The sequence below is a fragment of the Arthrobacter sp. RT-1 genome (assembly GCF_003367205.1).
In the GTDB taxonomy this organism is placed as follows: Bacteria; Actinomycetota; Actinomycetes; order Actinomycetales; family Micrococcaceae; genus Arthrobacter.
Genome location: NZ_QRGQ01000002.1, coordinates 535,314 through 556,978, shown reverse-complemented (window position 1 = coordinate 556,978; position 21,665 = coordinate 535,314). Strand labels below are relative to the sequence as shown.

The window sequence follows — 21,665 nt, the reverse complement described above, 5'->3', positions numbered from 1 at the left end:
GCAGAATCGAGATTAGCACCGGATTGTGGTCCGCGCCATAGTTTTTTGAAAACTTAATTTCGCGATGTGAAATTCATGTTTCGCGTTCTTCACTGGGCAGGCCGGAGGCGGTCACATTGCGCGGGCGTTGACGCAGGTCAGGCTTGTTCCCTACTCTGATGGCACCCGCCGCTGCCCGCAGCCGCCGGTACCTGGATCAGCAGACAGGGCCTCACTGAGCTGGAATTACCGCACCTGCGCTCAGACAAGGACACTTCATGACCAACCTTCCCGCTCCTGCCGCCGCTCTCCGCCTCTGGATCCGGAATCCACAGGCGGCCTTCACCGCAAACTCCTTGGACGCGTCGGGCGGACTGGTGGTCAGCGGCGGCGTCATCGTCGAGGTGCTTGCCGCGGGGCAACAGCCCTCGGCCCCCTGCCAGCAGACGTTCGAGGCCGGCAACCACGTGCTGCTGCCGGGCCTGATCAACACCCACCACCACTTTTACCAGACCCTCACCCGCGCCTGGGGTCCGGTGGCAAACGCCCCGCTGTTCCCATGGCTGCAGAACCTGTATCCCGTGTGGGCCCGGCTCAAGCCACGCGACCTGGAGCTGGCAGCCACGGTCGCCCTGGCCGAACTGCTGCTCTCCGGCTGCACCACCGCCGCCGACCATCACTACCTCTTTCCGAACGGCCTCGAAGACGCCATCGACATTGAGGTGGAGGCCGTGCGGCGGCTGGGTATGCGCGCCACGCTCACCCGTGGGTCCATGACCTTGGGAACGGACGACGGCGGCCTGCCGCCGCAGTCGACGGTGCAGGCTCCTGAGGTGGTGCTGGCCGACAGCGAACGGCTGGTGGGCCGGTATCACGAGCGCGGCGGGGATGCGGTGATCCAGATTGCCCTGGCCCCCTGCTCGCCGTTTTCGGTGACGAAGGAAATCATGGCCGAAAGCGCTGCCCTGGCGGAGCGGCTGGATGTCCGCCTCCACACCCACCTCGCCGAAACCCTGGATGAGGAGGACTTCTGCCGTGAGATGTTCGGACTGCGGACCGTTGACTACCTGGACAGCGTCGGCTGGCTGACGGACCGCACCTGGCTGGGCCACGGCATCCACTTCAGCGACGCGGAGATCACCCGCCTCGGGGCGGCGGGAACCGCCGTCGCGCATTGCCCTACCTCCAACATGCGGCTGGCGTCCGGGACGGCCCGCGTCCTGGAACTGGAGGACGCGGGAGTTCCGGTGGGGCTGGGAGTGGACGGCTCGGCGTCGAACGATGCCTCCAACATGATCCTCGAGGCCAGGCAGGCACTGTATCTCCAGCGGCTGCGCTATGGGGCGGACGTTCCGGTGGAGCGCGCGCTGGGCTGGGCCACCCGGGGCTCGGCCGCCGTGCTGGGCCGTCCGGAACTGGGCCAGCTGGCGCCGGCGATGCAGGCTGACCTGGCTCTGTTCCGGCTGGATGACCTGCGTTTCTCCGGCAGCCATGATCCCATCGCGGCGCTGCTGCTCTGCGCAGCGGACCGGGCGGACCGGGTGATGGTCGGCGGGCAGTGGCGCGTGGTGGACGGGCAGATTCCGGGCCTGGATATCCCGGGTCTCATCGCCGAGCACTCGTCCGCGGCGCGCAGGTTGGTGAACGGCTGACGTCAGCCACTGTTATGGCTGGTCAGCCGCTGCTAGCGTGGCGGCATGACTCCGTCAAAGACGCCGGCCGAGATCCTGGACATCGAGGGTGTTGAGGTTCGCATCTCCAGCCCGGACAAGCTGGTGTTTCCCGGGCCCGGGCTGACCAAGCTGGACCTGGTGCGCTACTACCTGGCCGTCGCGGAGGGGGCACTGCGCGGCGCGGGCGGCCGGCCGATGGTGCTCAAGCGCTTCCCGAAGGGCATCGGCGAGGAACCGTTCTTCCAGAAGCGCGTGCCCGAGAACCATCCCCCGTTCATCGACACCACCACGCTGCACTACGCCTCCGGGACGTCGGCCGAGGAGGCGGTCATCCGTGACGCGGCGGGCCTGGCGTGGGTCATTAACCTCGGCTGCCTCGACCTCAACCCGCACCCGGTGCGCGCGGAGGACCTTGAGCATCCCGACGAACTGCGGGTGGACCTCGATCCCATGCCGGGGGTGGACTGGTCACAGATCGTGGATGTCGCGTATGTGGCACAGGAAGTGCTCGAGGACGTGGGACTGGTGGGCTGGCCGAAAACCAGCGGGTCGCGGGGACTGCATATCCTGGTGCGCATCGCCCCGGAGTGGTCGTACCGTGAGGTCCGGCTGGCGGCGGAAACCCTTGCGCGGGAGGTTGAGAACCGGGCTCCCGGCCTCGCCACGGCACGGTGGTGGAAGGAGGAGCGCGGCGAGAGCGTGTTCGTCGACTTCAACCAGAACGCGAAGGACCGGACCGTGGCGTCAGCGTACTCGGTCCGGTCCCTGCCGGACGCCCGGGTGTCCACGCCGCTTGCCTGGGACGAGGTCCGCTCCATTCGGCCGGAACAATTCACGGTGACTACCGTGCTGGAGCGGTTCGCCGACGTCGGTGATCCCCACGCCGGCATCGACGCGGCGGTGGGGTCCCTCGAAGGACTCCTCGCCCTGGCAGCCGAGCTTGGTCCTGCAGAGAAAGCTCCGCGCCCGGGTGACGGCTCGGGCCGCCGGCAGTCCACGATGCCGCTGATCGAAGTGGCGCGTACCAGGACCAAGCCGGAAGCCCAGGCGGCGCTCGAGGAGTGGAAGGCCCGGCATGCGGACGTGGTTCCCGCCCTGCACCCGGCGGACGTACTCATTGACGGGATGCGGGGCTCGAGCTCGCTCTGGTACCGGGTGCGGGTGAACCTGCAGCACGTTCCCGAGGCTGAGCGTCCTCCACAGGAGGAGCTTATTGCCGACTACGATCCCTGGGCCGGGAAGGAATGGCCGGGGTAGCTGCCGCCCGCCCTGTTATGGCCGCCGGCCGAAGCCCGGGAGGGCATGGATCCAGCGCGAGAAGCGGCTGGGCTCATGCACCCGGTCTGCCGGCAGGTAGAAGTCCGGGTCCGTGCCGCCCCCGAGGGGAAGGTAGAACTCCGGGACCGAGGGTGCCGCCGCGTTCGCCGGTGCAACCGGCTTCGTGTCCTGCTGGTACATCTGATCCTCCTCCAGAGGTCGCTGCTTGATTTCGTAGATTCCATGAAGTGGAAAATAAGTTTTGCTATACGAAAAGCTTAGGGGGACGTCCCGCTTACCGTCAACGGGTCCGGTCACAAATTGATTTTTGGACTTGTGATGTACACCACCGGTTTGCGGGGGTACGCTGATAGGCAACTCGTGGCGCACGTCACGTAACCTGGGAGCAGCAGGCAGGGTCGTAATGAGCTGGCATCAATGGATGCCGGCTCTTTTTTGTTGGGTCGGCTCCACCGGAAACGCGCTTGTAACACGCGCTTAATTTCAGTGATGGAACCTATGTTCCACATACCGGAAGTTGGGAACAGACCATGAGCAGCAAGATCATCCTCGGCGAAAACCAGTACGGCAAGGCGGAGGTCCGGGTCGTCAAGATCACCCGGGACACGAACCGCCACGAGATCGAGGACCTCAACGTGACCTCGCAGCTGCGGGGCGACTTCGCCGCGGCCCACCTGGAGGGCGACAACGCCCATGTGGTGGCGACGGACACCCAGAAGAACACCATCTACGCCTTCGCCCGCGACGGCGTCGGCTCCCCCGAAGCGTTCCTGCTGCGCCTCGGCGAGCACTTCACGTCCAGCTTCGACTGGGTCACCGGCGGCCGCTGGGAAGCCGAGTCCTACAGCTGGGACCGGATCCAGGCGCACGGCAGCGAACACGACCACTCCTTCGTCCGCAACGGCCAGGAAGTCCGCACCGCCGTCCTGGTCCGCGACGGCGCCACCAGCCACCTGGTCTCCGGGCTCAAGGACCTGACGGTCCTGAAGTCCACCCAGTCCGGCTTCGTCGGTTACCCGAAGGACCGCTACACCACCCTGCCGGAAACCACGGACCGCATCCTTGCCACGGACGTCTCCGCCCGCTGGCGCTTCAAGACCGGAACCGACTTCAGCACCCTGGACTTCAACAAGAGCTACGAGGACGTCAAGGCACTCCTGCTGGAAGGCTTCACGGAGAAGTACTCCCACGCCCTGCAGCAGACCCTGTTCGACATGGGCACCAAGGTCCTTGAGGCCCACAGCGAGATCGACGAGATCAAGTTCTCCATGCCCAACAAGCACCACTTCCTGGTGGACCTCTCACCCTTCGGCCTGGACAACCCGAACGAGGTCTTCTTCGCCGCCGACCGCCCCTACGGCCTGATCGAGGCCACCGTCCAGCGCGACGACGCCGCCCCGGCTCCCGCAGCCTGGTCCGGCATCGCCGGCTTCTGCTAAACCGCACCGCAACCGGTGGTTGAGCCGTCGAAACCCTCGACGGCTCAACCACCGGGCCTTCCCCAAAGTTTTTGCCACACCTGTTAGCCAGACAACGTTAGCCAGACGATGACGTCTGCCATGAACCAAGAAAGTCTGCCATGAACACCAAGAAGAAGCTGGCCGCTGCGGCCGCCGGCAAAAAGCACCAGCAGGCACGCCCGGAGGACCAGCGGCTCCCCATCGCCAGCACCTTCGCCTACGGCTTCCAGCACGTCCTCACCATGTACGGCGGCATCATCGCCCCGCCGCTGATCATCGGCGCCGCCGCGGGCATGAGCTCACAGGACATCGGTTTGCTGATTGCCGCCTGCCTGTTCGTCGGCGGCCTCGCCACCATCCTCCAGACCGTCGGCGTCCGCTTCTTCGGTTCCCAACTCCCCCTGGTCCAGGGTGTCTCCTTCGCCGGCGTCTCCACCATGGTCGCCATCGTGCACGGCGGCGGGGGAATCCAGGCAGTGTTCGGATCGGTCATTGCGGCGTCCCTGATCGGTCTGCTGATCACCCCGCTCTTCTCGAAGATCATCCGGTTCTTCCCGCCGGTGGTCACCGGAACGGTCATCACCACCATTGGCCTGACGCTGATGCCGGTGGCCGCCAACTGGGCCATGGGCGGCAACAACAAGGCCGAAAACTACGGCAGCATGGCCAACATCGGCCTCGCCGCGGCCACCATGGCCATCGTCCTGCTCCTGAGCAAGGTGGGAAGCGCAGCGATCTCCCGGCTGTCCATCCTGCTCGCGATGGTCCTGGGCACCGCGATCGCCTTCGCCTTCGGCATGGCGGACTTCTCCAAGGTTGGCCAGGGCGAGATCGTCGCCTTCCCCACGCCGTTCGCGTTCGGACCGCCGGTGTTCGAGATCGCGGCCATCATCTCCATGCTGATCGTCATCCTGGTGACGCTGACGGAAACCTCCGCGGACATCATCGCCGTGGGCGAGATCGTTGGCACCAAGGTGGACTCCAAGCGGATCGGCGACGGCCTGCGTGCGGACATGCTCTCCAGCGCCATCTCCCCGCTGTTCAACTCCTTCACGCAAAGCGCCTTCGCCCAGAACGTTGGCCTCGTGGCCATCACCGGCGTGAAAAGCCGCTTCGTGGTCAGCGCCGGCGGCCTGATCCTGGTGATCCTCGGCCTGCTGCCCGTGCTTGGCCGGGTGGTCGCAGCGGTGCCCACCCCCGTCCTGGGCGGCGCCGGCGTCGTCCTCTTCGGAACCGTGGCCGCCAGCGGCATCCGCACGCTGTCCAAGGTTGAGTACAAGAACAACATGAACCTGATCATCGTGGCGGCGTCCATCGGATTCGGCATGATCCCCATCGCCGCACCGGCCTTCTACGACCAGTTCCCGTCATGGTTCGGCACCATTTTCCACTCCGGCATCAGCTCCGCCGCCGTGATGGCCATCCTCCTGAACCTGCTGTTCAACCACCTCAAGGCCGGCAACTCGGACAACCAGTCCGTCTTTGTGGCCGGCACCGAGCGCGTGGTCCGGGAAGAGGACCTGAAGTGCCTGGCCGACGGCGACCGCTTTGAAGGCGGCAAGCTCATCGACTGCGACGGCAAGGAAGTCCGGGTCGAGGCCGCGGAAAAGGCGGCAGAGCACTAGCCAGGCAGCCAAATGACGACGGCGGCCCGCTCCGGGAAGGAGGGGCCGCCGTCGTCAGCGTGTTGGCAGGGCCGTTACGGCCAGGGAGGTCAGGTGCGGTTCAGTTCGTCCGAGATTGCCTGGGCGGCCTCGCGCAGGACCGGGACGGCTTTGTCCGCAAAGTGTTCGTCAACCCGGGAGACCGGGCCGGAGACAGAGATTGCGGTGGGCGTGGGAGCGTTGGGCACCGCCATGGCGAAGCACCGGACGCCGAGCTCCTGCTCCTCCTCGTCGATGGAGTACCCGCGTTCGCGGATGAGCTTGAGGTCGGCCAGCAGCTCGTCGATCTCGCCGATGCTCTTGATCGTGGGAGTCGGCATCCCGGCCCGGGTAACGATGCCGCGGACCACATCGTCATCCAGCTGGGCGAGGATGGCCTTCCCGACGCCGGTGGCGTGGGTGTGGGCGCGGCGGCCCACCTCGGTGAACATCCGCATGGAGTGCAGGGAAGGCACCTGGGCCACGTAGATCACCATGTCCGAGTCCAGCACCGCCATGTTGGAGGTTTCGCCCAGCCGGTCCACCAGGGTTTTCAGCTGCGGACGGGCCAGCGCGCCCAACTGCTTGTTGGCCCCTTCGCCCAGCCGGATCAGCCGTGGGCCCAGGGCGTAGCGGCGGTTGGGCAGCTGGCGGATATAGCCAAGTGCCACCAGGGTGCGCAGGAGCCGGTGGATGGTGGGCAGTGGCAGGTCTGTGGACGAGGACAGCTCACTGAGGGTGACGTCGCCGCCCGCATCAGTGATCAGTTCCAGAAGTTCGAAGACGCGCTCAACGGACTGCACGCCTCCAGCGGCTTTTTCAGCCATGTACCAGTCTCCTGTGACTCGGATTCCGACAAGTCTTATCCGCATGGTGAAAAGAAATGCCCTAGTGGTCCCAAGATACAGCACCGCCCCGCCGCGCGCGATGAAACCGCTGGAGGGCTTGTAATTCCACAAAGTAGATAATAATATCCATAATACGAAAACATCCGGACGCGCAAGCCGCCCGGACAAGGCCCAACAGGAGGACATTCATGGCGAACCCCAGCCCCGGAAATTCGATCACCCTGCGCGTGGAAGCACCCTCGAGCTTCAGCGCCACCAGCGAACTGGCCGCGGCGGTCGGTGCTGCCGGCGCCGCGATCACTGCCCTGGATGTCAGCGAGTCCCACCACGAGACGCTCGTGGTCGACGTCACCTGCAACACCACGGACGATGCCCACGCCGAAAGGGTCAAAGACGCGCTGAACGCGCTCGACGGCGTCACCGTCCAGCACGTTTCGGACCGCACCTTCCTGATGCACCTGGGCGGCAAGCTTGAAGTCGTCCCCAAGGTAGCCCTGCGCAACCGCGACGACCTGTCCCGTGCCTACACTCCCGGCGTCGCCCGCGTGTGCCTCGCCATCGCCGAGGACCCGGCAGCCGCCCGCAACCTGACCGTCAAGCGCAACACCATCGCCGTCCTCACCGACGGCTCCGCCGTCCTGGGCCTGGGCAACATCGGCCCGGCTGCCGCCCTGCCGGTCATGGAGGGCAAGGCTGCACTGTTCAAGCAGTTCGCCAACGTTGATGCCTGGCCGGTGTGCCTCGACACGCAGGACACCGAGGAGATCATCATGATCGCCAAGGCCATGGCCCCCGTCTACGGCGGCATCAACCTCGAAGACATCGCCGCACCCCGCTGCTTCGAGATCGAGAACCGGCTCCGCGAGGAACTGGACATCCCGGTGTTCCACGACGACCAGCACGGCACCGCGATCGTCACCCAGGCCGCCCTGGTCAACGCCCTGCGCGTTGTGGGCAAGAAGCTCTCCGAGGTCAGGATCGTTGTCTCCGGCGTGGGCGCCGCCGGCTCCGCCATCATCCAGCTCCTGAAGGCCCAGGGCGCGCAGCACATCATCGCCGCCGGCCGCTCCGGAGCCATCCACGCCGGCGAGAAGTACGACGACGAGCACCGCAGCTGGATTGCCGCGAACACCAACGAAGAAGGCTTCTCCGGCACCCTGCACGATGCACTCAAGGGCGCGGACGTGTTCATCGGCGTCAGCGCCCCGCACGTCATCGGCGAGGAGCAGGTGGCCTCGATGGCAAAGGACGCCATCGTGTTTGCCATGGCCAACCCCACTCCGGAGATCGATCCTGTCATCGCATCCCGGCACGCCGCCGTGGTGGCCACCGGCCGCAGCGACTTCCCCAACCAGATCAACAACGTGCTGGCGTTCCCCGGCTTCTTCCGCGGCCTGCTGGACGCAGGAGCCTCGGACATCACGCCGGACATGCTGGTGGCGGCCGCCGAGGCGATTGCCAACCGGGTGGCTGACGACGAGCTCAATGCCAGTTACATTATCCCCAGCGTCTTCGATCCCCACGTGGCGGCCGACGTTGCTGCAGCTGTGGCCGCGGCCGCACGTTCCGCCAACGTGGCAGCCACGGCCGAACCGGCCGGGGATGCCGCCGCGGTTCCCGTTGCCGCCCTGGCCGGCGCCTGATTCACCGCCCCGCTTCCAGCCAAAGGAAAGGACCAGAAATGGCCATCACAGTCACAGATCCCCGGCCGATCGACCGCGCAGAGGAGATCCTCACCCCCAAGGCGCTGGCGTTCGTGGAGGAGCTTCACACGCGCTTTGCCGGTACCCGCAACGAGCTCCTGGCCGCCCGCGCCGTCAAGCGCCAGCGCGTGGCGGAGACCGGGAAGCTGGACTTCCTGCCGGAAACGCAGGACGTGCGCGACGGCGACTGGAAGGTCGCGCCGGCGCCGGCGGCCCTGCAGGACCGCCGCGTTGAAATGACCGGTCCCGCTTCACCGGCAAAGATGGCCATCAACGCCCTCAACTCGGGTGCCAAGGTGTGGCTTGCGGACCTCGAGGACGCCAGCACGCCCACCTGGGGCAACGTCATCGACGCCATCCTGAACCTCCGTGATGCAGCCCAGGGCACGCTGAGCTACACGTCGGAGGAAGGCAAGGAGTACCGGCTCCGCACGGACGCGCCGCTCGCCGTCGTGGTGGCCCGCCCCCGCGGCTGGCACATGCAGGAAAAGCACATGATCATCGACGGCGCACCTGCCGTGGGTGCCCTGGTGGACTTCGGCCTGCACTTCTTCCATGTGGCCAAGCAGCTGGTCCTCAACGGGCAGGGACCGTACTACTACCTGCCCAAGATGGAAAGCCACCTTGAGGCACGGCTGTGGAACGACGTCTTTGTGTTCGCGCAGGACTACCTTGGCCTGAACCAGGGCACCATCCGCGCCACCGTACTGATCGAGACCATCCCGGCCGCGTTCGAAATGGACGAGATCCTCTACGAACTCCGGGACCACGCCTCAGGCCTTAACGCCGGCCGCTGGGACTACCTCTTCAGCATCATCAAGTACTTCCGGGACGCCGGCGAGGAGTTCGTCCTGCCGGACCGCGCGTCGGTGGCCATGACGGCACCGTTCATGCGTGCCTACACCGAACTGCTGGTCAAGACCTGCCACAAGCGCGGCGCCTTCGCCATGGGCGGCATGGCGGCCGTGATCCCCAACCGCCGCCACCCCGAGGTCACCGAGGCCGCCTTCGCCAAGGTCCGCGCAGACAAGACCCGCGAAGCCAACGACGGGTTCGACGGATCCTGGGTGGCCCACCCGGACCTGGTCCCCACCTGCCGCGAGGTGTTCGACGCCGTCCTCGGCGACAAGCCCAACCAGCTGGACAGGCAGCGCCCGGAGGTCAACGTCACGGCTGAGCAACTGCTGGACGTCACCTCCGCCGAGGGCCAAGTCACCGAGGCCGGACTGCGGCTGAACCTCTACGTCGCCGTTGCCTACACGGCCGTGTGGCTGTCCGGGAACGGTGCCGTTGCCATCCACAACCTCATGGAGGACGCGGCAACCGCCGAGATCTCCCGCTCGCAGGTATGGCAGCAGATCCGGAACAAGTCGGTCCTGGCGGACAGCGGCAACACCGTGACCAAGGAGCTCGTGGAACGGATCCTGGGTGAGGAAACCGAACGGCTCCGCACCGAGGTGGGCGACGAAGCATTCCAGCGCTACTACCAGCCGGCCAGCGGACTGATCGCGGACATCTGCCTCTCGGACGACTACACCGACTTCCTCACCACCCCGGCCTACGAACTGGTGGGCTGAGGCATGGCGGCAACATCCAAGCCCTCACTGTCTCCCGGGGACCTGGCACACATCGACGGTCAGCTGGCCGCGACGGACCGGCTGCTGGAACGGAACTACCCGGGCGACGACGGCTCCCGCCAGCCCGTCCACACCGTCTACGTCCCCGCGGACCGCTTCACGCCGTCGCTCGCGTCCGACTGGGGAGCGGAGGCACAGGCCGCCGTCGCCGCGCACGGCGGTTACGGAAAGCTCGGCGCCCTGCTGGGCCAGGAGCCAGGCCTCGCAGAAGCTGTGGCGTCCCGGGTGGAAGCCAAGCTGGCCAGCGAACCCATCGAGGACCTTCGGCTGGACTTCGAGGACGGCTTCGGGGACAGGGGCGACGACGCCGAGGACGCCGCCGCGGTTGCCGCGGCCTCCGCGGTGGCCGCCGCAGCCGCGGCCGGCTCTGCGCCTCCATTCATCGGCATCCGCTTCAAATGCTTCGAGGCCCCCACCCGGGCCCGCGGACTGCGCACCCTGGACCTCTTCGTCTCCGGCCTGGCCGCCGCCGGCGAACTGCCGGAAGGGCTGGTCCTGACCCTGCCCAAGGTCACCACCGTGGCGCAGGTCCAGGCCATGGACTACGCGGTCTCCCGGCTGGAGGAAGTGCACGGGCTGCCCGCGGGCCGGCTGCGCTTCGAGGTCCAGGTGGAAACGCCGCAGCTGATCCTCGGACCGGAGGGCACCTCCCCCGTGGCCCAGCTGCCGCATGCCGTCCCGGGCCGGATCAGCGGCCTGCACTACGGCACCTACGACTACTCGGCGTCGCTCCAGATTTCCGCCGAGTACCAGTCCATGGAGCACCCGGTGGCCGACTTTGCCAAGGAGGTCATGCAGCTGGCAGTTGCCGGCACGGGCATCCGGCTGTCGGACGGTTCCACCAACATCATCCCGGTGGGCGACAACGTCGAGAACGCCTGGCAGCTGCACGGCCGCTTGGTCCGGCGGTCGCTGGAACGCGGTTACTACCAGGGCTGGGACCTGCACCCCGCCCAGCTGCCCAGCAGGTTCGCGGCCACCTACGCCTTTTACCGGCAGGGCCTTCCGGCCGCCGCTGCACGCCTGCGCAACTACGTGGAGCAGACGGCAGGCGGCGTGATGGACGAACCCGCCACGGCCAGGGCGCTGGCCGCGTTCGTGCTGCGCGGCGTCCAGTGCGGGGCCGTCGGTGCGGACGAAGTGCAGGCGCTGGCCGGCGTCGGACTCCCCCAGCTCACCGGACTGGCGCACCCGCGGCTCGCCACCACTTCCAACTCCTAAGTAAGGATCTCTTCCATGGGCAAGTACTACTCCCCCACCGGCGGACTGCCGCCGCAGACCCACCTGACCACGGAACGGGCCATCGTCACCGAGGCGTACACGGTGATCCCGAAGGGCGTTATGACGGACATCGTCACGTCCAACCTGCCGGGCTTTTCGAACACCCGCTCCTGGATCATCGCCCGCCCCATCTCTGGCTTCGCCACCACGTTCTCGCAGCTGATCGTGGAGATCGGCCCTGGCGGCGGCGCCCCCAAGGCCGAATTCGAGGCCGGCGTGGAAGGCGTCGTCTTCGTGACCCGCGGCAGGGTCAACCTCACCCTCGACGGCGAACTGCACCAGCTGGAGGAAGGCGGCTACGCTTACTTGGCTGCCGGTTCGGAGTGGGGCCTGGAGAACGTTTCCGACGACGTTGTTTCCTTCCACTGGATCCGCAAGGCCTACGAACGCCTGGAGGGGTACGAAGCCAAGTCCTTCGTCACCAACGAAAAGGACGTGGAGCCGACGGCGATGCCGGACACCAACGGCGCCTGGAAGACCACCCGCTTCACGGACTCCAGCGACCTGGCCCACGACATGCAGGTGAACATCGTGACGTTCCAGCCCGGCGGCGTCATCCCGTTCCCGGAAACCCACGTGATGGAGCACGGCCTGTACGTCCTGGAGGGCAAGGCCATGTACCTGCTGAACAACGACTGGGTTGAGGTGGAGGCCGGCGACTTCATGTGGCTGCGCGCCTTCTGCCCGCAGGCCTGCTACGCCGGCGGCCCGGGCGAGTTCCGCTACCTGCTCTACAAGGACATGAACCGGCAGGTCCGCCTCACCTAGCCGCTCCGCCGTCACCCAGTGGTCCCGGCCCAACTGGGTAGCAGTAACTGTCGTTTTGGCGGCTCAAAACGGCAGTTACTGCTACCTGGTTGGGGGAAGAATAGGTCCATGGGTACACACCCGGCCTGCAGGTGGACGCGGATCACTGCCGCCCTGTGCGCAACCCTGCTGGCGGTATCCACTGCGGGCTGCACCGGAGATCCCCCGCCGCCACCGGACCAGGACAAACCCGCTGCCTTCACGCACCTCGAGGCCTTCAGCGCCCGGATGATTGAGGAGGGTGCCCCGGCGGTACTTATTGCCGTCAGGAACGGCGACAGCGCCTGGACCCACGCGGCCGGCGTCCGGAACCTTGAGACCCGGGAACGGGCGACGGTCAGCGATCCCGTCCACGTCGGCGGCATCACCGAGTCGATGGTGGCTGTCTCAGTTGTAAAGCTGGCCGAGGAGGGCAGGCTTGACCTCGATGCCCAGGTCAGCGCCTACCTTCCTGAATTCCGAACGGTGCTGCGTCCCCCCGGGCCCGTCACCGTGCGGCAGCTCCTGACCCATGAATCAGGAATCCCCGATTTCTCCATTCCCTTGCTGGCGTCAGGGAGGTGGGAGGAGACGATGCACCGGCCGCTCACCCTCGAACAGCAGCTGGCTTTGGCCGCCACCGTGCCCTGGCAGGGCAGGCTGGCGAACGTTTTCGACTACTCGCGGTCCAACTACGCGGCCCTCGCCCTCATCGTCCAGCGCCTCCGCGGACAAACGATTGGGCGCGTCCTGGCCGCCGACGTCGCCGGGCCGCTGGGCCTGGAGACCACCCGGCTGGGGAACGGGCACCCACCGCCCGCAATGATCCACGGCTACATCACGGTCGAAGGGAAGCGCGTGGACATGGCCCGGCCGGAGTGGCTCGGGGAACTCCCCTCCGCCGGCGCCGTCTCCACGGTGGAGGAAGTAAACGGGTTCTATGGCGCGCTGCTGGAGGGCAGGCTGCTGGCACCGGAATCAGTAGAGGCCATGAAGGGCAGCTACACGCAGTATTACGGTTTTGCCCTGCGCCGCTGGAATGACACCTGCAACAACCGTTTCTACTATGGCCTTCCCGGGGACGTGGACGGCTACGGCACCATCTCCATGACCAGCGAGGACGGCAGGAAGCAACTGACGGTGTCAGTTGCCTACCCGCCGGCACCGCCCACGCTGGACCTCAACCCGCTGATCCTTGAACTGCAGGACGTCGCCCAGACGGCGTTGAACAGCCTGTGCTGAGGGAGCAGCCGCCCGTCCCTTGAGACTCAGGTACCGGGTTTGAGGACCACCTTGATGCAGCCGTCCTCCTTCTTCTGGAACTTCTCATACAGCGCCGGCGCGCCCTCCAGGCCCGAACGGTGGGTGACCAGGTCCATCACACCCAGCGGATCGGCGTCGTCCTCCACGAGCGGCAGCAGGTGATCGGTCCAGTTCCGCACGTTGCACTGGCCCATCCGCAGCTGGATCTGCTTGTCGAACATGGTGAGCATCGGCATAGGGCTCGCCTGGCCGCCGTACACCCCGCTCAGTGACACGGTCCCGCCGCGCCGCACAGCATTAATGGAGGTGTGCAGTGCTGCCAGCCGATCCACGCCCGCGGTTTCCATCGCCTTCTGCGCCAGCTTGTCCGGCAGCAGCCCCAGTGCCTGGTGCGCGAAGCCGGCGACAGGGGAACCATGCGCTTCCATGCCGACGGCGTCAACGACGGCGTCGGGGCCCCTTCCGGACGTCATGTCCCGCAGTTCGTCCGCAATGGTCTTCGTGTAGTCGAACGTTTCCACCCCGTGCCGGGCGGCCATGTCCCGGCGTTCCGGAACGGGGTCCACGCCCACCACGCGGTAGCCGCGCTGCACGCCGATCCGGCCGGCGAACTGGCCCACGGGTCCCAGCCCGAAGACGGCAAGGGTTCCGCCGGGCGGGACATTGGCGTACTCCACGGCCTGCCACGCTGTGGGAAGGATGTCGGAGAGGAACAGGTAGCGCTCGTCGGGAAGCTCTGTTCCCACTTTTATGGGGCCGTAGTCGGCATGCGGTACGCGCAGGTACTCCGCCTGCCCGCCCGGGACGGAGCCGTATAACTCCGAGTAGCCAAAGAGGGCGGCTCCGGAGCCTTTGTCCTTCACCTGGGTGGTTTCGCACTGGGACTGCAGCCCTTGCGAGCAGAAGTAGCAGTGGCCGCAGGAGATGTTGAAGGGAATGACAACCCGGTCCCCCGGGCGAAGGTTGGTGACCGCGCTTCCCACTTCCTCCACAATGCCCATGGGCTCGTGGCCGATCACGTCGCCCTTGTGCATGTAGGGGCCGAGGACCTCGTACAGGTGCAGGTCCGAGCCGCAGATCGCCGTGGACGTGATCCGGACGATGGCATCGGTGGGCTCCTGGATGACGGGATCCGGTACTTCTTCCACGCTTACCGAGCGTTTTCCTTGCCAGGTCAGTGCTTTCACAGTTTCCCTTTCTCTGGTGCTCATGCAGGAGGGCGGAAGGCCCGTCCTTCGACGCTATCGGCTTCGGCCAGAAAAAGTAAGCAGGCTGATCAAATACTTGTCGTCACGGCCCGCGGCTCCTAGCGTAGGAAGGGCCAGATCCGCACACGCTTGAGTGAAAGAGGAACGTTATGTCGCTCTACCAGCCCGAACCGGTCGAAATCTCCACCCGTATGCGGCCCGGCGAATGGACGGAAGCCAGCCTCGAAGAACTCGTCAACACCTACCGCACCAGGATTGTTGAGATGGGTGCCAGCGCGTCCGACGTTGTGACGGACATCGAACGGAACGACGACGGATCGGTGCGGGTTGCGGTGTCCTGGGACAAACCGGCGAATGCAGGAGACGAGGACGCCGTCACCGGCGGGCAGACCGTCTGAGCCTGCCCGGGGAAGCTAGGGCTGGTCCGCGAGCAGCCGGCCGATGGCGCTTGAGGTCAGGTTGTCCAGGAGGTCACGCGGGCCCTCATAGACTTCGACAGCCCCGGCGTCACGCAGCTTTGTGGCACTGATCCCGCCGCAGGTGACTCCTACCGACGGGATGCCAAGGGCTGCAGCGGCCTTCATGTCCCACACGGCATCCCCAACGAAGACAGCGTTACCGGCCTCCACGCCGATGGCCTCCAGTGCTGCCACCAGGATGTCCGGGGCGGGCTTGCTTTCCTTGGCGTCATTGGCGCTGGTGGCGCCGTCGATATAAGCGTCGGCGTCGAGCGTGGCCTTCATGACCTGCAGGTCCTTCTTCCGTGCGGAGGAGGCGAGCGCAACAGCAAGCCCGCAGGCATGGCACTGGGCCAGCAGGTCCTTGGCGCCGTCGAAGGCGCGCAGGGCGGGCCAGTGGGAGGCGTACAGGGCGCCGTGGCTGGACATGATGTCCCGGTCCGCGTCGCGGTCCCGGTCGGATGGCAGCAGGCTGTCCACCAACCGGTCGCCGCCCATGCCCACATAGTGGTGGATCGACGCCATCGGGATGTCGTAGCCGTGCTGGCGGAAGGCGCCCCACCAGGAAATGGTGTGGATGTAGGACGAGTCGATGAGCGTCCCGTCAACGTCAAAGAGAACCCCCCGGCGCAGTCCGCCAGGGGGTGACATGCGGGTGGGGGCCATCAGCTGACCGCAGCCCGCCGGGCTTCCGGAGCCTTCTTGCGCCGGGCCGCTTCTTCCTTCGGCGTGGCGACGGGACGGACACGCTCCCGGATCACCGTCCCGGCGCCGTCGTGGCTCTTGTCCCGGATGAGGCCCGTACCGGCAATCTCGCGGGCCATCGCCACGCCGGCAGCAGCCGCCCTTTTGGTGGGAAAGGTCACCGAGATGGCCATCAGGTTCCCGGCCCCGTCCATCATCTTGACCCGATAGCCGCCGTCAGGCGCATCCACGAGCTCAAAGTACCCGGCCATATAAATCACTCCTCCGTCGTTTCACGGCGCTGTGCTTCTGGGAGCACTCCCATGAGGTGTTAGTAAGTATACTTATCTATTTCGCGAAGGAGAAGCCACACCCCGGCACGCGCCGCCTCAGCGCGTTTCCGCAGACTCCTGCGGAATGGGGGTATCACTCCGGCGAACCGTATCCTGATGAAGCTCTAAAGCGCTAGTCACAAGCGCGAAGTGGCTGAAGGCTTGAGGTGTGTTGCCCAGCTGGCGGCCGGCTTTGACCGCCCATTCCTCGCTCAGCAGCCCCACATCGTTGCGCAGCTCCAGCAGGCGTTCGAACAGTTGAGTGGACTCTTCGTGCCGGCCCGCGCCAAGCAGGGCTTCCACCAGCCAGAAGGAACACGCCAGGAAGACGCCCTCATCACCCGGCAGCCCGTCGTCGCTCTCGGCCGGACGGTAGCGCAGCACAAACCCGTCCTCCGTGAGCTCGCGCTGGATGGCCTCGATGGTCCCGATGACCCGCGGGTCATCGGGCGGGAGGAAGCCCACCCGCGGAATCAGGAGGAGGCTGGCGTCCAGCTCCGGCCTGCCGTAGGACTGCACGAAGGTATTGCGCGCGGCGTCGAACCCGTTGGCCATAACGTCCCGGTGAATGGTGTCCCGCAGCGTTTCCCAGCGCTCAACAGGCCCGGGAAGCCCGGATTCACGGACACCCTTCACCATCCGGTCCGCGGCAACCCAGGCCATCACCTTGGAGTGCGTGAAGTGCCGGCGCGGGCCGCGCATTTCCCACAGCCCGTTGTCCGGCTGGTCCCAAATGGTTTCGAGGTGCGACATCAGGGTGCACTGGAGGTCCCAGGCCTCATCGGTGTGCTTCAGCAGCGAGTTGCGGGTCAACGCCAGGCAGTCCAGCACTTCGCCCCAAACGTCCAGCTGGAGCTGTTCCGCCGCCCCGTTGCCGATGCGCACCGGCGAGGAGTTCTCGTAACCCTTCAGCCAGGCCAGCTCCATCTCCGGCAGGCGCCGTTCACCGTGGATCCCGTACATGATCTGCAGGTCCGCCGGATCACCGGCCACGGCGCGCAGCAGCCAGTCCCGCCAGGCCGCCGCTTCGGCGGTATACCCGGCGGCCAGGAGTGCCTGAAGCGTCATGGTGGCGTCGCGCAGCCAGCAGTACCGGTAGTCCCAGTTGCGCGGCCCGCCCAGCTGTTCCGGCAGCGATGTGGTGACGGCGGCCACGATACCCCCGGTGGGCGCGTAGGTGAGGGCCTTCAGGGTCACGAGGGAACGCACCACGGCGTCCTGGTATTTCCCCTTCACTGTGCACTGCGAGGCCCAGCCGCGCCAGAAGGCGTACGTGGTGTCCAGGACTTTCTCGGCGTCCACCGTGTGGGGCCGGCCCACGTGGCTGGGTGCCCACGTCAGCACGAACGGGACCCGCTCGCCGGCGCTGACGGTGAAGTCGCTGACGGTGTGCATGTTCTCGCCGTGCAGGGGCGCGGGGGTGACAAAGTAGACGGCGTCCGGACCGGCGATGGCGTGCAGCCCGTGCTTGTCCCTGCGGACCCAGGGAATGATGTGGCCGTAATCGAACCGCAGCGTCAGTTCGCCGTGCATCTTCACTGAGCCGCTGACGCCCTCCACAATGCGGACGATGTCCGCCACGGCGTCCCGGGGCGGCATAAAGTCGATGACGCGCACCGTCCCGTCCGGTGTTTCCCACTCCGTCTCCAGGATCAGGCTCCCGTCCCGGTAGCTCCGCCGGGTGCACGGCCCGCCGTTTTCCGGCGCCAGCAGCCAGCGGCCGGCCTCGGGCGTGTCCAGCAGCGCGTTAAAGCATGCCGGGGAGTCGAAGCGTGGCAGGCAGAGCCAGTCGATGGAGCCTTCCTTGCTCACGAGTGCACCGGTTTGAAGGTCACCAACTACCGCATAATCTTCAATGAGCGCCATGACCTTACATTGCCACAGACGGCTCCGGTCACGGGCACAATTCGATGTAGCCTGCAGGAATGGCAGTCCACATCGGCACCTCAGGCTGGAGCTACGACCACTGGGAGAATGTCCTCTACCCGCCCAGGCTGCCTGCGAGGGACCGCCTGCAGCATTACGTTTCCCGGTTCAGCACCGTTGAACTGAACGCCAGCTTCTACCGCTGGCCCCGCGACAGCACCTTCGCCGGCTGGAACCAGCGCCTGCCCGCCGGTTTCACCATGTCCGTCAAGGCCCCGCGCGGGCTCACGCATGCCAGGAAGCTGTACTCGCCGGAGGTATGGCTGGAGCGCATTGAGCGGTGCTGGCATGAACTGGGCGACAAGAGGGCCGTCCTCCTGGTCCAACTGCCCCCGCAGATGGAGCGCGACGACGCCCGGCTGGACTACTTCCTGGCGGCGGTCCCTTCCTGGATCCGGGTGGCAGTGGAATTCCGGCACCCCACGTGGGACTGCCCGGAGGTGTTCGCCCTTTTGGAGCGGCACCAGGCGGCCTACTGCATCATGAGCGGGGCAAACCTTCCCTGCATCCTGCGCACCACGGCGCCGTTCACGTATGTCCGGCTGCATGGACCCGACCACCAGCACCTTTACGCCGGCTCCTATTCAGACGCGGACATGCACTGGTGGGCGGACCGCATCCGCGGGTGGGAGGGTGACGGCCTGGACGTGTACGCCTATTTCAATAACGACGGCGGCGGCAACGCAGTGCGCAACGCCCAGACCCTGCGCGGGATCCTTGGGCAGGGCTGACGTCATAGAGCACCGTCCACGCTAAGGAGTCTCCTCGCCGGCTGCCGCCCTGTGGCAGAGTGGACCCATGGACAAGGCTCCGCAGAATTCGCCCCAAAACGCAGCGCACCCTCCCCGGCAGGACCTGGACAGCGGGAACGGAGTGTCCGGCAACCAGGTCTTCCGGCTCGCGCACCGGGTCTCCGACACTTTCAACAGTGTCCGGATCCAACTGGCCAAGCGCTGGAAGTTCGTTCCGCAGACCATCGCTTACCAGGGCTACGGATCCACCAGCCAGGTCAGGGTGCTGGGCCGGGTGCTGATGACCCAGAAGCCGCTGCCCGGCAGCAAAGCCGAAAACGAAGCCCGGAACGGCAACCAGAACGTGCGCGGCTGGCGTGCCTTCACCGGTGTGCCGCTGCAGTTCACCGACGTCGAAATCACCATTGGCGATGTGGTCACCCACGTCCAGGCGGACCGCGGCGGCCTGATCGACACAGAGGTGGACGTCCAGCTCACGCCGGGCTGGCACACGGCCGTCCTCAAGGCGGAAGGGACCGAACCTGTCGAAGCACGGATCCGCGTGATCGCACCGGACGTGAAATTCGGCATTGTGTCCGACATCGATGACACCGTGATGGTGACTGCGTTGCCCCGGCCGTTCCTGGCACTGTGGAACACCTTCGTCCTGAGCGAGCGCGCTCGCATGGCCACCCCCGGGATGGCCGTGCTGCTGGACCGGCTGGCCATCGAGCATCCCGACGCTCCGGTCATCTACCTGTCCACCGGCCCCTGGAATGCGGCGCCCACCCTGGCCCGGTTCCTGAACCGCAACATGTACCCTTCCGGTGCCCTGCTGCTGACGGACTGGGGCCTGACACAGGACCGCTGGTTCCGCAGCGGCCAGGACCACAAGCACCGCAACCTGGAACGGCTCAGCAAGGAGTTCCCGGACATGCAGTGGCTTCTGATCGGGGACAACGGCCAGCATGATGAGGCCATCTACTCGGGCTTCGCGTCAGAAAACCCGGACAAGGTTGCGGCCATCGCTATCCGCCAGCTGTCCGTCAGCGAGTCGGTGTTTGCCGGCGGCCATTCCGAGGACGGGGACCACACTGCCTCCAGGGTGCCGTGGATCTACTCCCCGGACGGCGCCGGCATGGCCAAGCAGCTGGCCACACTCGACCTGCTCTAGCCTTCCTACGCGGTGGCACCCAGCGAGGCCACGCCGTCGTCGGGCGCCTCCTCGCCAAAGTCCTCCGAGGCAACCGCCTGGGCTATGGTGGCCCCGGCCGCCGCGGCGAGATCGCGTTCCTCGATGAGTTCCTGCAGCCAGAAGTAGGAGGCCTTCGGCGTCCGCTCCTGGGTCTCGAAGTCCACATGCAGGAGCCCGAACGGCTGGTTGTAGCCGGCGGACCACTCGAAGTTGTCCAGCAGGGACCACACGTAGTAGCCGCGCAGGTCCACCGACTCCGCCACGCCACCGGGCGCCGTAGCCCGAAGAGCCGTTTCCAGGTGGTCCGAAAGGTACTTCAGCCGGCGCTCGTCCGGAATGAACTTGGTATTGGTGGACTTGTCCCGGACAATGATGTCCTCGAAGCTGGCACCGCCCTCGGTGAGGATCACGGGAGGCAGGTTGGGGTACCGCTCCGCCATTTCCTTCAGTGCCACGGCCATGTACTCCGGTTTCACGGGCCAGCCGTAGGACGTGATGTCCGCTTCCGGCCACGTCTCCACGTGGAACGGGGTTCCGCCGCTGCCGGCGGCGCTGAGGTCGCTGCCCATGGCTTCCGCCATGCTGGCCGGGACGGCGCCGCCGCCGGGACCTACCGCCACCTTGGTGGGCATGTAGTAGTTGAGCCCGTAGAAATCCAAGGGCTGGGAGATCAGCGCCATATCCTCCTCGGGGTGGTCGAAGGAGCTGAAGAACTTGGCCGCCCGGATCAGGTCCGGGTACTTGCCGGTCAGCACGGGATCGGCGTAGAGCCGGTTTTGGGCGAGGTCCATCAGCCCGGCGCTGATCCGGTCCAGGGGGTTGATCGAGTTCGGGACCATGGGCGAGTACACGTTGGTCATCCCGATCTCGCCCGGCACGCCGGCCGCACGCAGCGCCTGCACGGCCAGGCCGTGTCCCAGGAGCTGGTGGTGGACCGTGGGGAAGGCGCCCAGGACCAGTTCCTTGCCCGGTGAGTGCAGGCCAAGGGAGTAGCCGTTGGTGCTGACGGTTGCGGGTTCGTTGATGGTGACCCAGCGGGCGACGCGGTCGCCAAAGGCTTCAGCCACGATGGACGCATACTCCCCCAGCCGGTAGGCGGTGTCCCGGTTCATCCAGCCGTCTGCCTCATCCAGCGCCAGGGGTGTGTCCCAGTGGTAGATGGTGGCCATCGGTGAGATTCCGTTGGCCAGCAGCTCGTCCAGGAGGCGGTCGTAGAAGGCCAGGCCTGCGCGGTTGGCCGGTCCCTTGCCCGTTGGCTGGATCCGCGGCCAGGCAAACGAGAACCGGTAGGAATCCACGCCCAGCTGCTTCATGAGGGCAACGTCCTGGGGCATGCGGTGGTAGTGGTCGCAGGCAACCACGGGGCTGTGGTCCTCCACGATGGCGCCGGGCTTTGCGGCGAACACATCCCAGCCGGCGGGCCCGCGGCCGTCCTCATCCAGGGCCCCCTCAATCTGGAAGGCTGCGGTGGCAACTCCAAGCGTGAATCCCGGCGGGATCAGTGCTGCGAGGTCCTTGGCGGTGATGTGCATGGGGCGGGCCTTTTGTTCACGTATGGATAAGTACGTCTCAGGATGGCA

The 21,665-nt window shown here is 66.3% G+C and carries 19 protein-coding genes; 12 read left to right on the top strand and 7 right to left on the bottom strand.

Going from position 1 to position 21,665, the window contains the following annotated elements; genetic code table 11:
* Positions 1-257 precede the first annotated feature (257 nt).
* Both DXK94_RS04010 and ligD read left to right on the top strand, forming a co-directional pair.
* Positions 258-1,631 (top strand): 8-oxoguanine deaminase, encoded by a 1,374-nt coding sequence (locus tag DXK94_RS04010; RefSeq protein WP_115523915.1) that lies wholly within the window; start codon positions 258-260, stop codon positions 1,629-1,631.
* A 45-nt stretch (positions 1,632-1,676) separates the two neighbouring features.
* Positions 1,677-2,909, top strand: a complete 1,233-nt coding sequence (gene ligD / locus DXK94_RS04005; RefSeq protein ID WP_115523914.1) for a non-homologous end-joining DNA ligase — start codon at positions 1,677-1,679, stop codon at positions 2,907-2,909.
* 15 nt (positions 2,910-2,924) lie between these two features.
* Here the strand turns inward: ligD and DXK94_RS04000 are convergent, their stop codons facing one another.
* Positions 2,925-3,110 (bottom strand): hypothetical protein, encoded by a 186-nt coding sequence (locus DXK94_RS04000; RefSeq protein ID WP_079598864.1) that lies wholly within the window; start codon positions 3,108-3,110, stop codon positions 2,925-2,927.
* Between the two features lie 350 nt (positions 3,111-3,460).
* On the opposite strand from DXK94_RS04000, the gene pucL reads away from it, so the two are divergent.
* The gene (gene pucL / locus DXK94_RS03995; RefSeq protein ID WP_079598863.1) at positions 3,461-4,369 is read left to right on the top strand and encodes a factor-independent urate hydroxylase; all 909 of its coding nucleotides are present in this window, start codon (positions 3,461-3,463) and stop codon (positions 4,367-4,369) included.
* A 140-nt stretch (positions 4,370-4,509) separates the two neighbouring features.
* Entirely contained in the window at positions 4,510-6,015 is a 1,506-nt protein-coding gene (locus DXK94_RS03990) for a nucleobase:cation symporter-2 family protein (RefSeq protein WP_079598862.1), read from the top strand.
* 89 nt (positions 6,016-6,104) lie between these two features.
* On the opposite strand, the gene DXK94_RS03985 is transcribed toward DXK94_RS03990, so the two are convergent.
* Positions 6,105-6,860 carry an IclR family transcriptional regulator gene (locus DXK94_RS03985; protein WP_079598861.1) on the bottom strand — a complete coding sequence of 252 codons (756 nt, stop codon included), beginning with the start codon at positions 6,858-6,860 and terminating at the stop codon, positions 6,105-6,107.
* Between the two features lie 209 nt (positions 6,861-7,069).
* Between DXK94_RS03985 and DXK94_RS03980 the strand changes: the two genes are divergently transcribed.
* From DXK94_RS03980 to DXK94_RS03960, 5 genes are all read left to right on the top strand, one after another.
* Positions 7,070-8,524: an NAD-dependent malic enzyme gene (locus DXK94_RS03980; protein ID WP_079598860.1), complete on the top strand. Its 1,455-nt coding sequence runs from the start codon at positions 7,070-7,072 to the stop codon at positions 8,522-8,524.
* Positions 8,525-8,562: 38 nt separating this feature from the next.
* Complete coding sequence (aceB, locus tag DXK94_RS03975; protein ID WP_115523913.1) at positions 8,563-10,161, top strand: malate synthase A; 1,599 nt, start codon at positions 8,563-8,565, stop codon at positions 10,159-10,161.
* A gap of 3 nt (positions 10,162-10,164) precedes the next feature.
* Positions 10,165-11,442 carry a DUF6986 family protein gene (locus tag DXK94_RS03970; RefSeq protein WP_115523912.1) on the top strand — a complete coding sequence of 426 codons (1,278 nt, stop codon included), beginning with the start codon at positions 10,165-10,167 and terminating at the stop codon, positions 11,440-11,442.
* 15 nt (positions 11,443-11,457) lie between these two features.
* Entirely contained in the window at positions 11,458-12,270 is an 813-nt protein-coding gene (locus DXK94_RS03965; RefSeq protein WP_079598857.1) for a bifunctional allantoicase/(S)-ureidoglycine aminohydrolase, read from the top strand.
* A gap of 108 nt (positions 12,271-12,378) precedes the next feature.
* Positions 12,379-13,530, top strand: a complete 1,152-nt coding sequence (locus tag DXK94_RS03960; protein WP_115523911.1) for a serine hydrolase — start codon at positions 12,379-12,381, stop codon at positions 13,528-13,530.
* Between the two features lie 26 nt (positions 13,531-13,556).
* Here DXK94_RS03960 and DXK94_RS03955 read toward each other — a convergent pair whose 3' ends face one another.
* Positions 13,557-14,738 carry a zinc-dependent alcohol dehydrogenase gene (locus DXK94_RS03955; protein WP_115523966.1) on the bottom strand — a complete coding sequence of 394 codons (1,182 nt, stop codon included), beginning with the start codon at positions 14,736-14,738 and terminating at the stop codon, positions 13,557-13,559.
* A 170-nt stretch (positions 14,739-14,908) separates the two neighbouring features.
* Between DXK94_RS03955 and DXK94_RS03950 the strand changes: the two genes are divergently transcribed.
* Positions 14,909-15,157, top strand: a complete 249-nt coding sequence (locus DXK94_RS03950; protein ID WP_079598854.1) for a hypothetical protein — start codon at positions 14,909-14,911, stop codon at positions 15,155-15,157.
* A gap of 15 nt (positions 15,158-15,172) precedes the next feature.
* Here the strand turns inward: DXK94_RS03950 and DXK94_RS03945 are convergent, their stop codons facing one another.
* From DXK94_RS03945 to DXK94_RS03935, 3 genes are all read right to left on the bottom strand, one after another.
* On the bottom strand, positions 15,173-15,883 hold the full coding sequence (locus DXK94_RS03945) for an HAD family hydrolase (RefSeq protein ID WP_115523910.1): 711 nt from the start codon (positions 15,881-15,883) through the stop codon (positions 15,173-15,175).
* Positions 15,883-16,173 (bottom strand): hypothetical protein, encoded by a 291-nt coding sequence (locus tag DXK94_RS03940; protein ID WP_079598852.1) that lies wholly within the window; start codon positions 16,171-16,173, stop codon positions 15,883-15,885. Before DXK94_RS03940 ends, DXK94_RS03945 begins: the two co-directional genes overlap by 1 nt.
* Positions 16,174-16,290: 117 nt before the next feature.
* The gene (locus DXK94_RS03935; protein WP_115523909.1) at positions 16,291-18,099 is read right to left on the bottom strand and encodes a glycoside hydrolase family 15 protein; all 1,809 of its coding nucleotides are present in this window, start codon (positions 18,097-18,099) and stop codon (positions 16,291-16,293) included.
* Positions 18,100-18,158: 59 nt separating this feature from the next.
* Between DXK94_RS03935 and DXK94_RS03930 the strand changes: the two genes are divergently transcribed.
* Together DXK94_RS03930 and DXK94_RS03925 are read left to right on the top strand one after the other, a co-directional pair.
* The gene (locus tag DXK94_RS03930; protein WP_115523908.1) at positions 18,159-18,890 is read left to right on the top strand and encodes a DUF72 domain-containing protein; all 732 of its coding nucleotides are present in this window, start codon (positions 18,159-18,161) and stop codon (positions 18,888-18,890) included.
* A 67-nt stretch (positions 18,891-18,957) separates the two neighbouring features.
* Positions 18,958-20,064 (top strand): App1 family protein, encoded by a 1,107-nt coding sequence (locus tag DXK94_RS03925; RefSeq protein WP_115523907.1) that lies wholly within the window; start codon positions 18,958-18,960, stop codon positions 20,062-20,064.
* 5 nt (positions 20,065-20,069) lie between these two features.
* Here the strand turns inward: DXK94_RS03925 and DXK94_RS03920 are convergent, their stop codons facing one another.
* The gene (locus DXK94_RS03920; protein WP_115523906.1) at positions 20,070-21,617 is read right to left on the bottom strand and encodes a glycoside hydrolase family 1 protein; all 1,548 of its coding nucleotides are present in this window, start codon (positions 21,615-21,617) and stop codon (positions 20,070-20,072) included.
* Positions 21,618-21,665 lie beyond the last annotated feature (48 nt).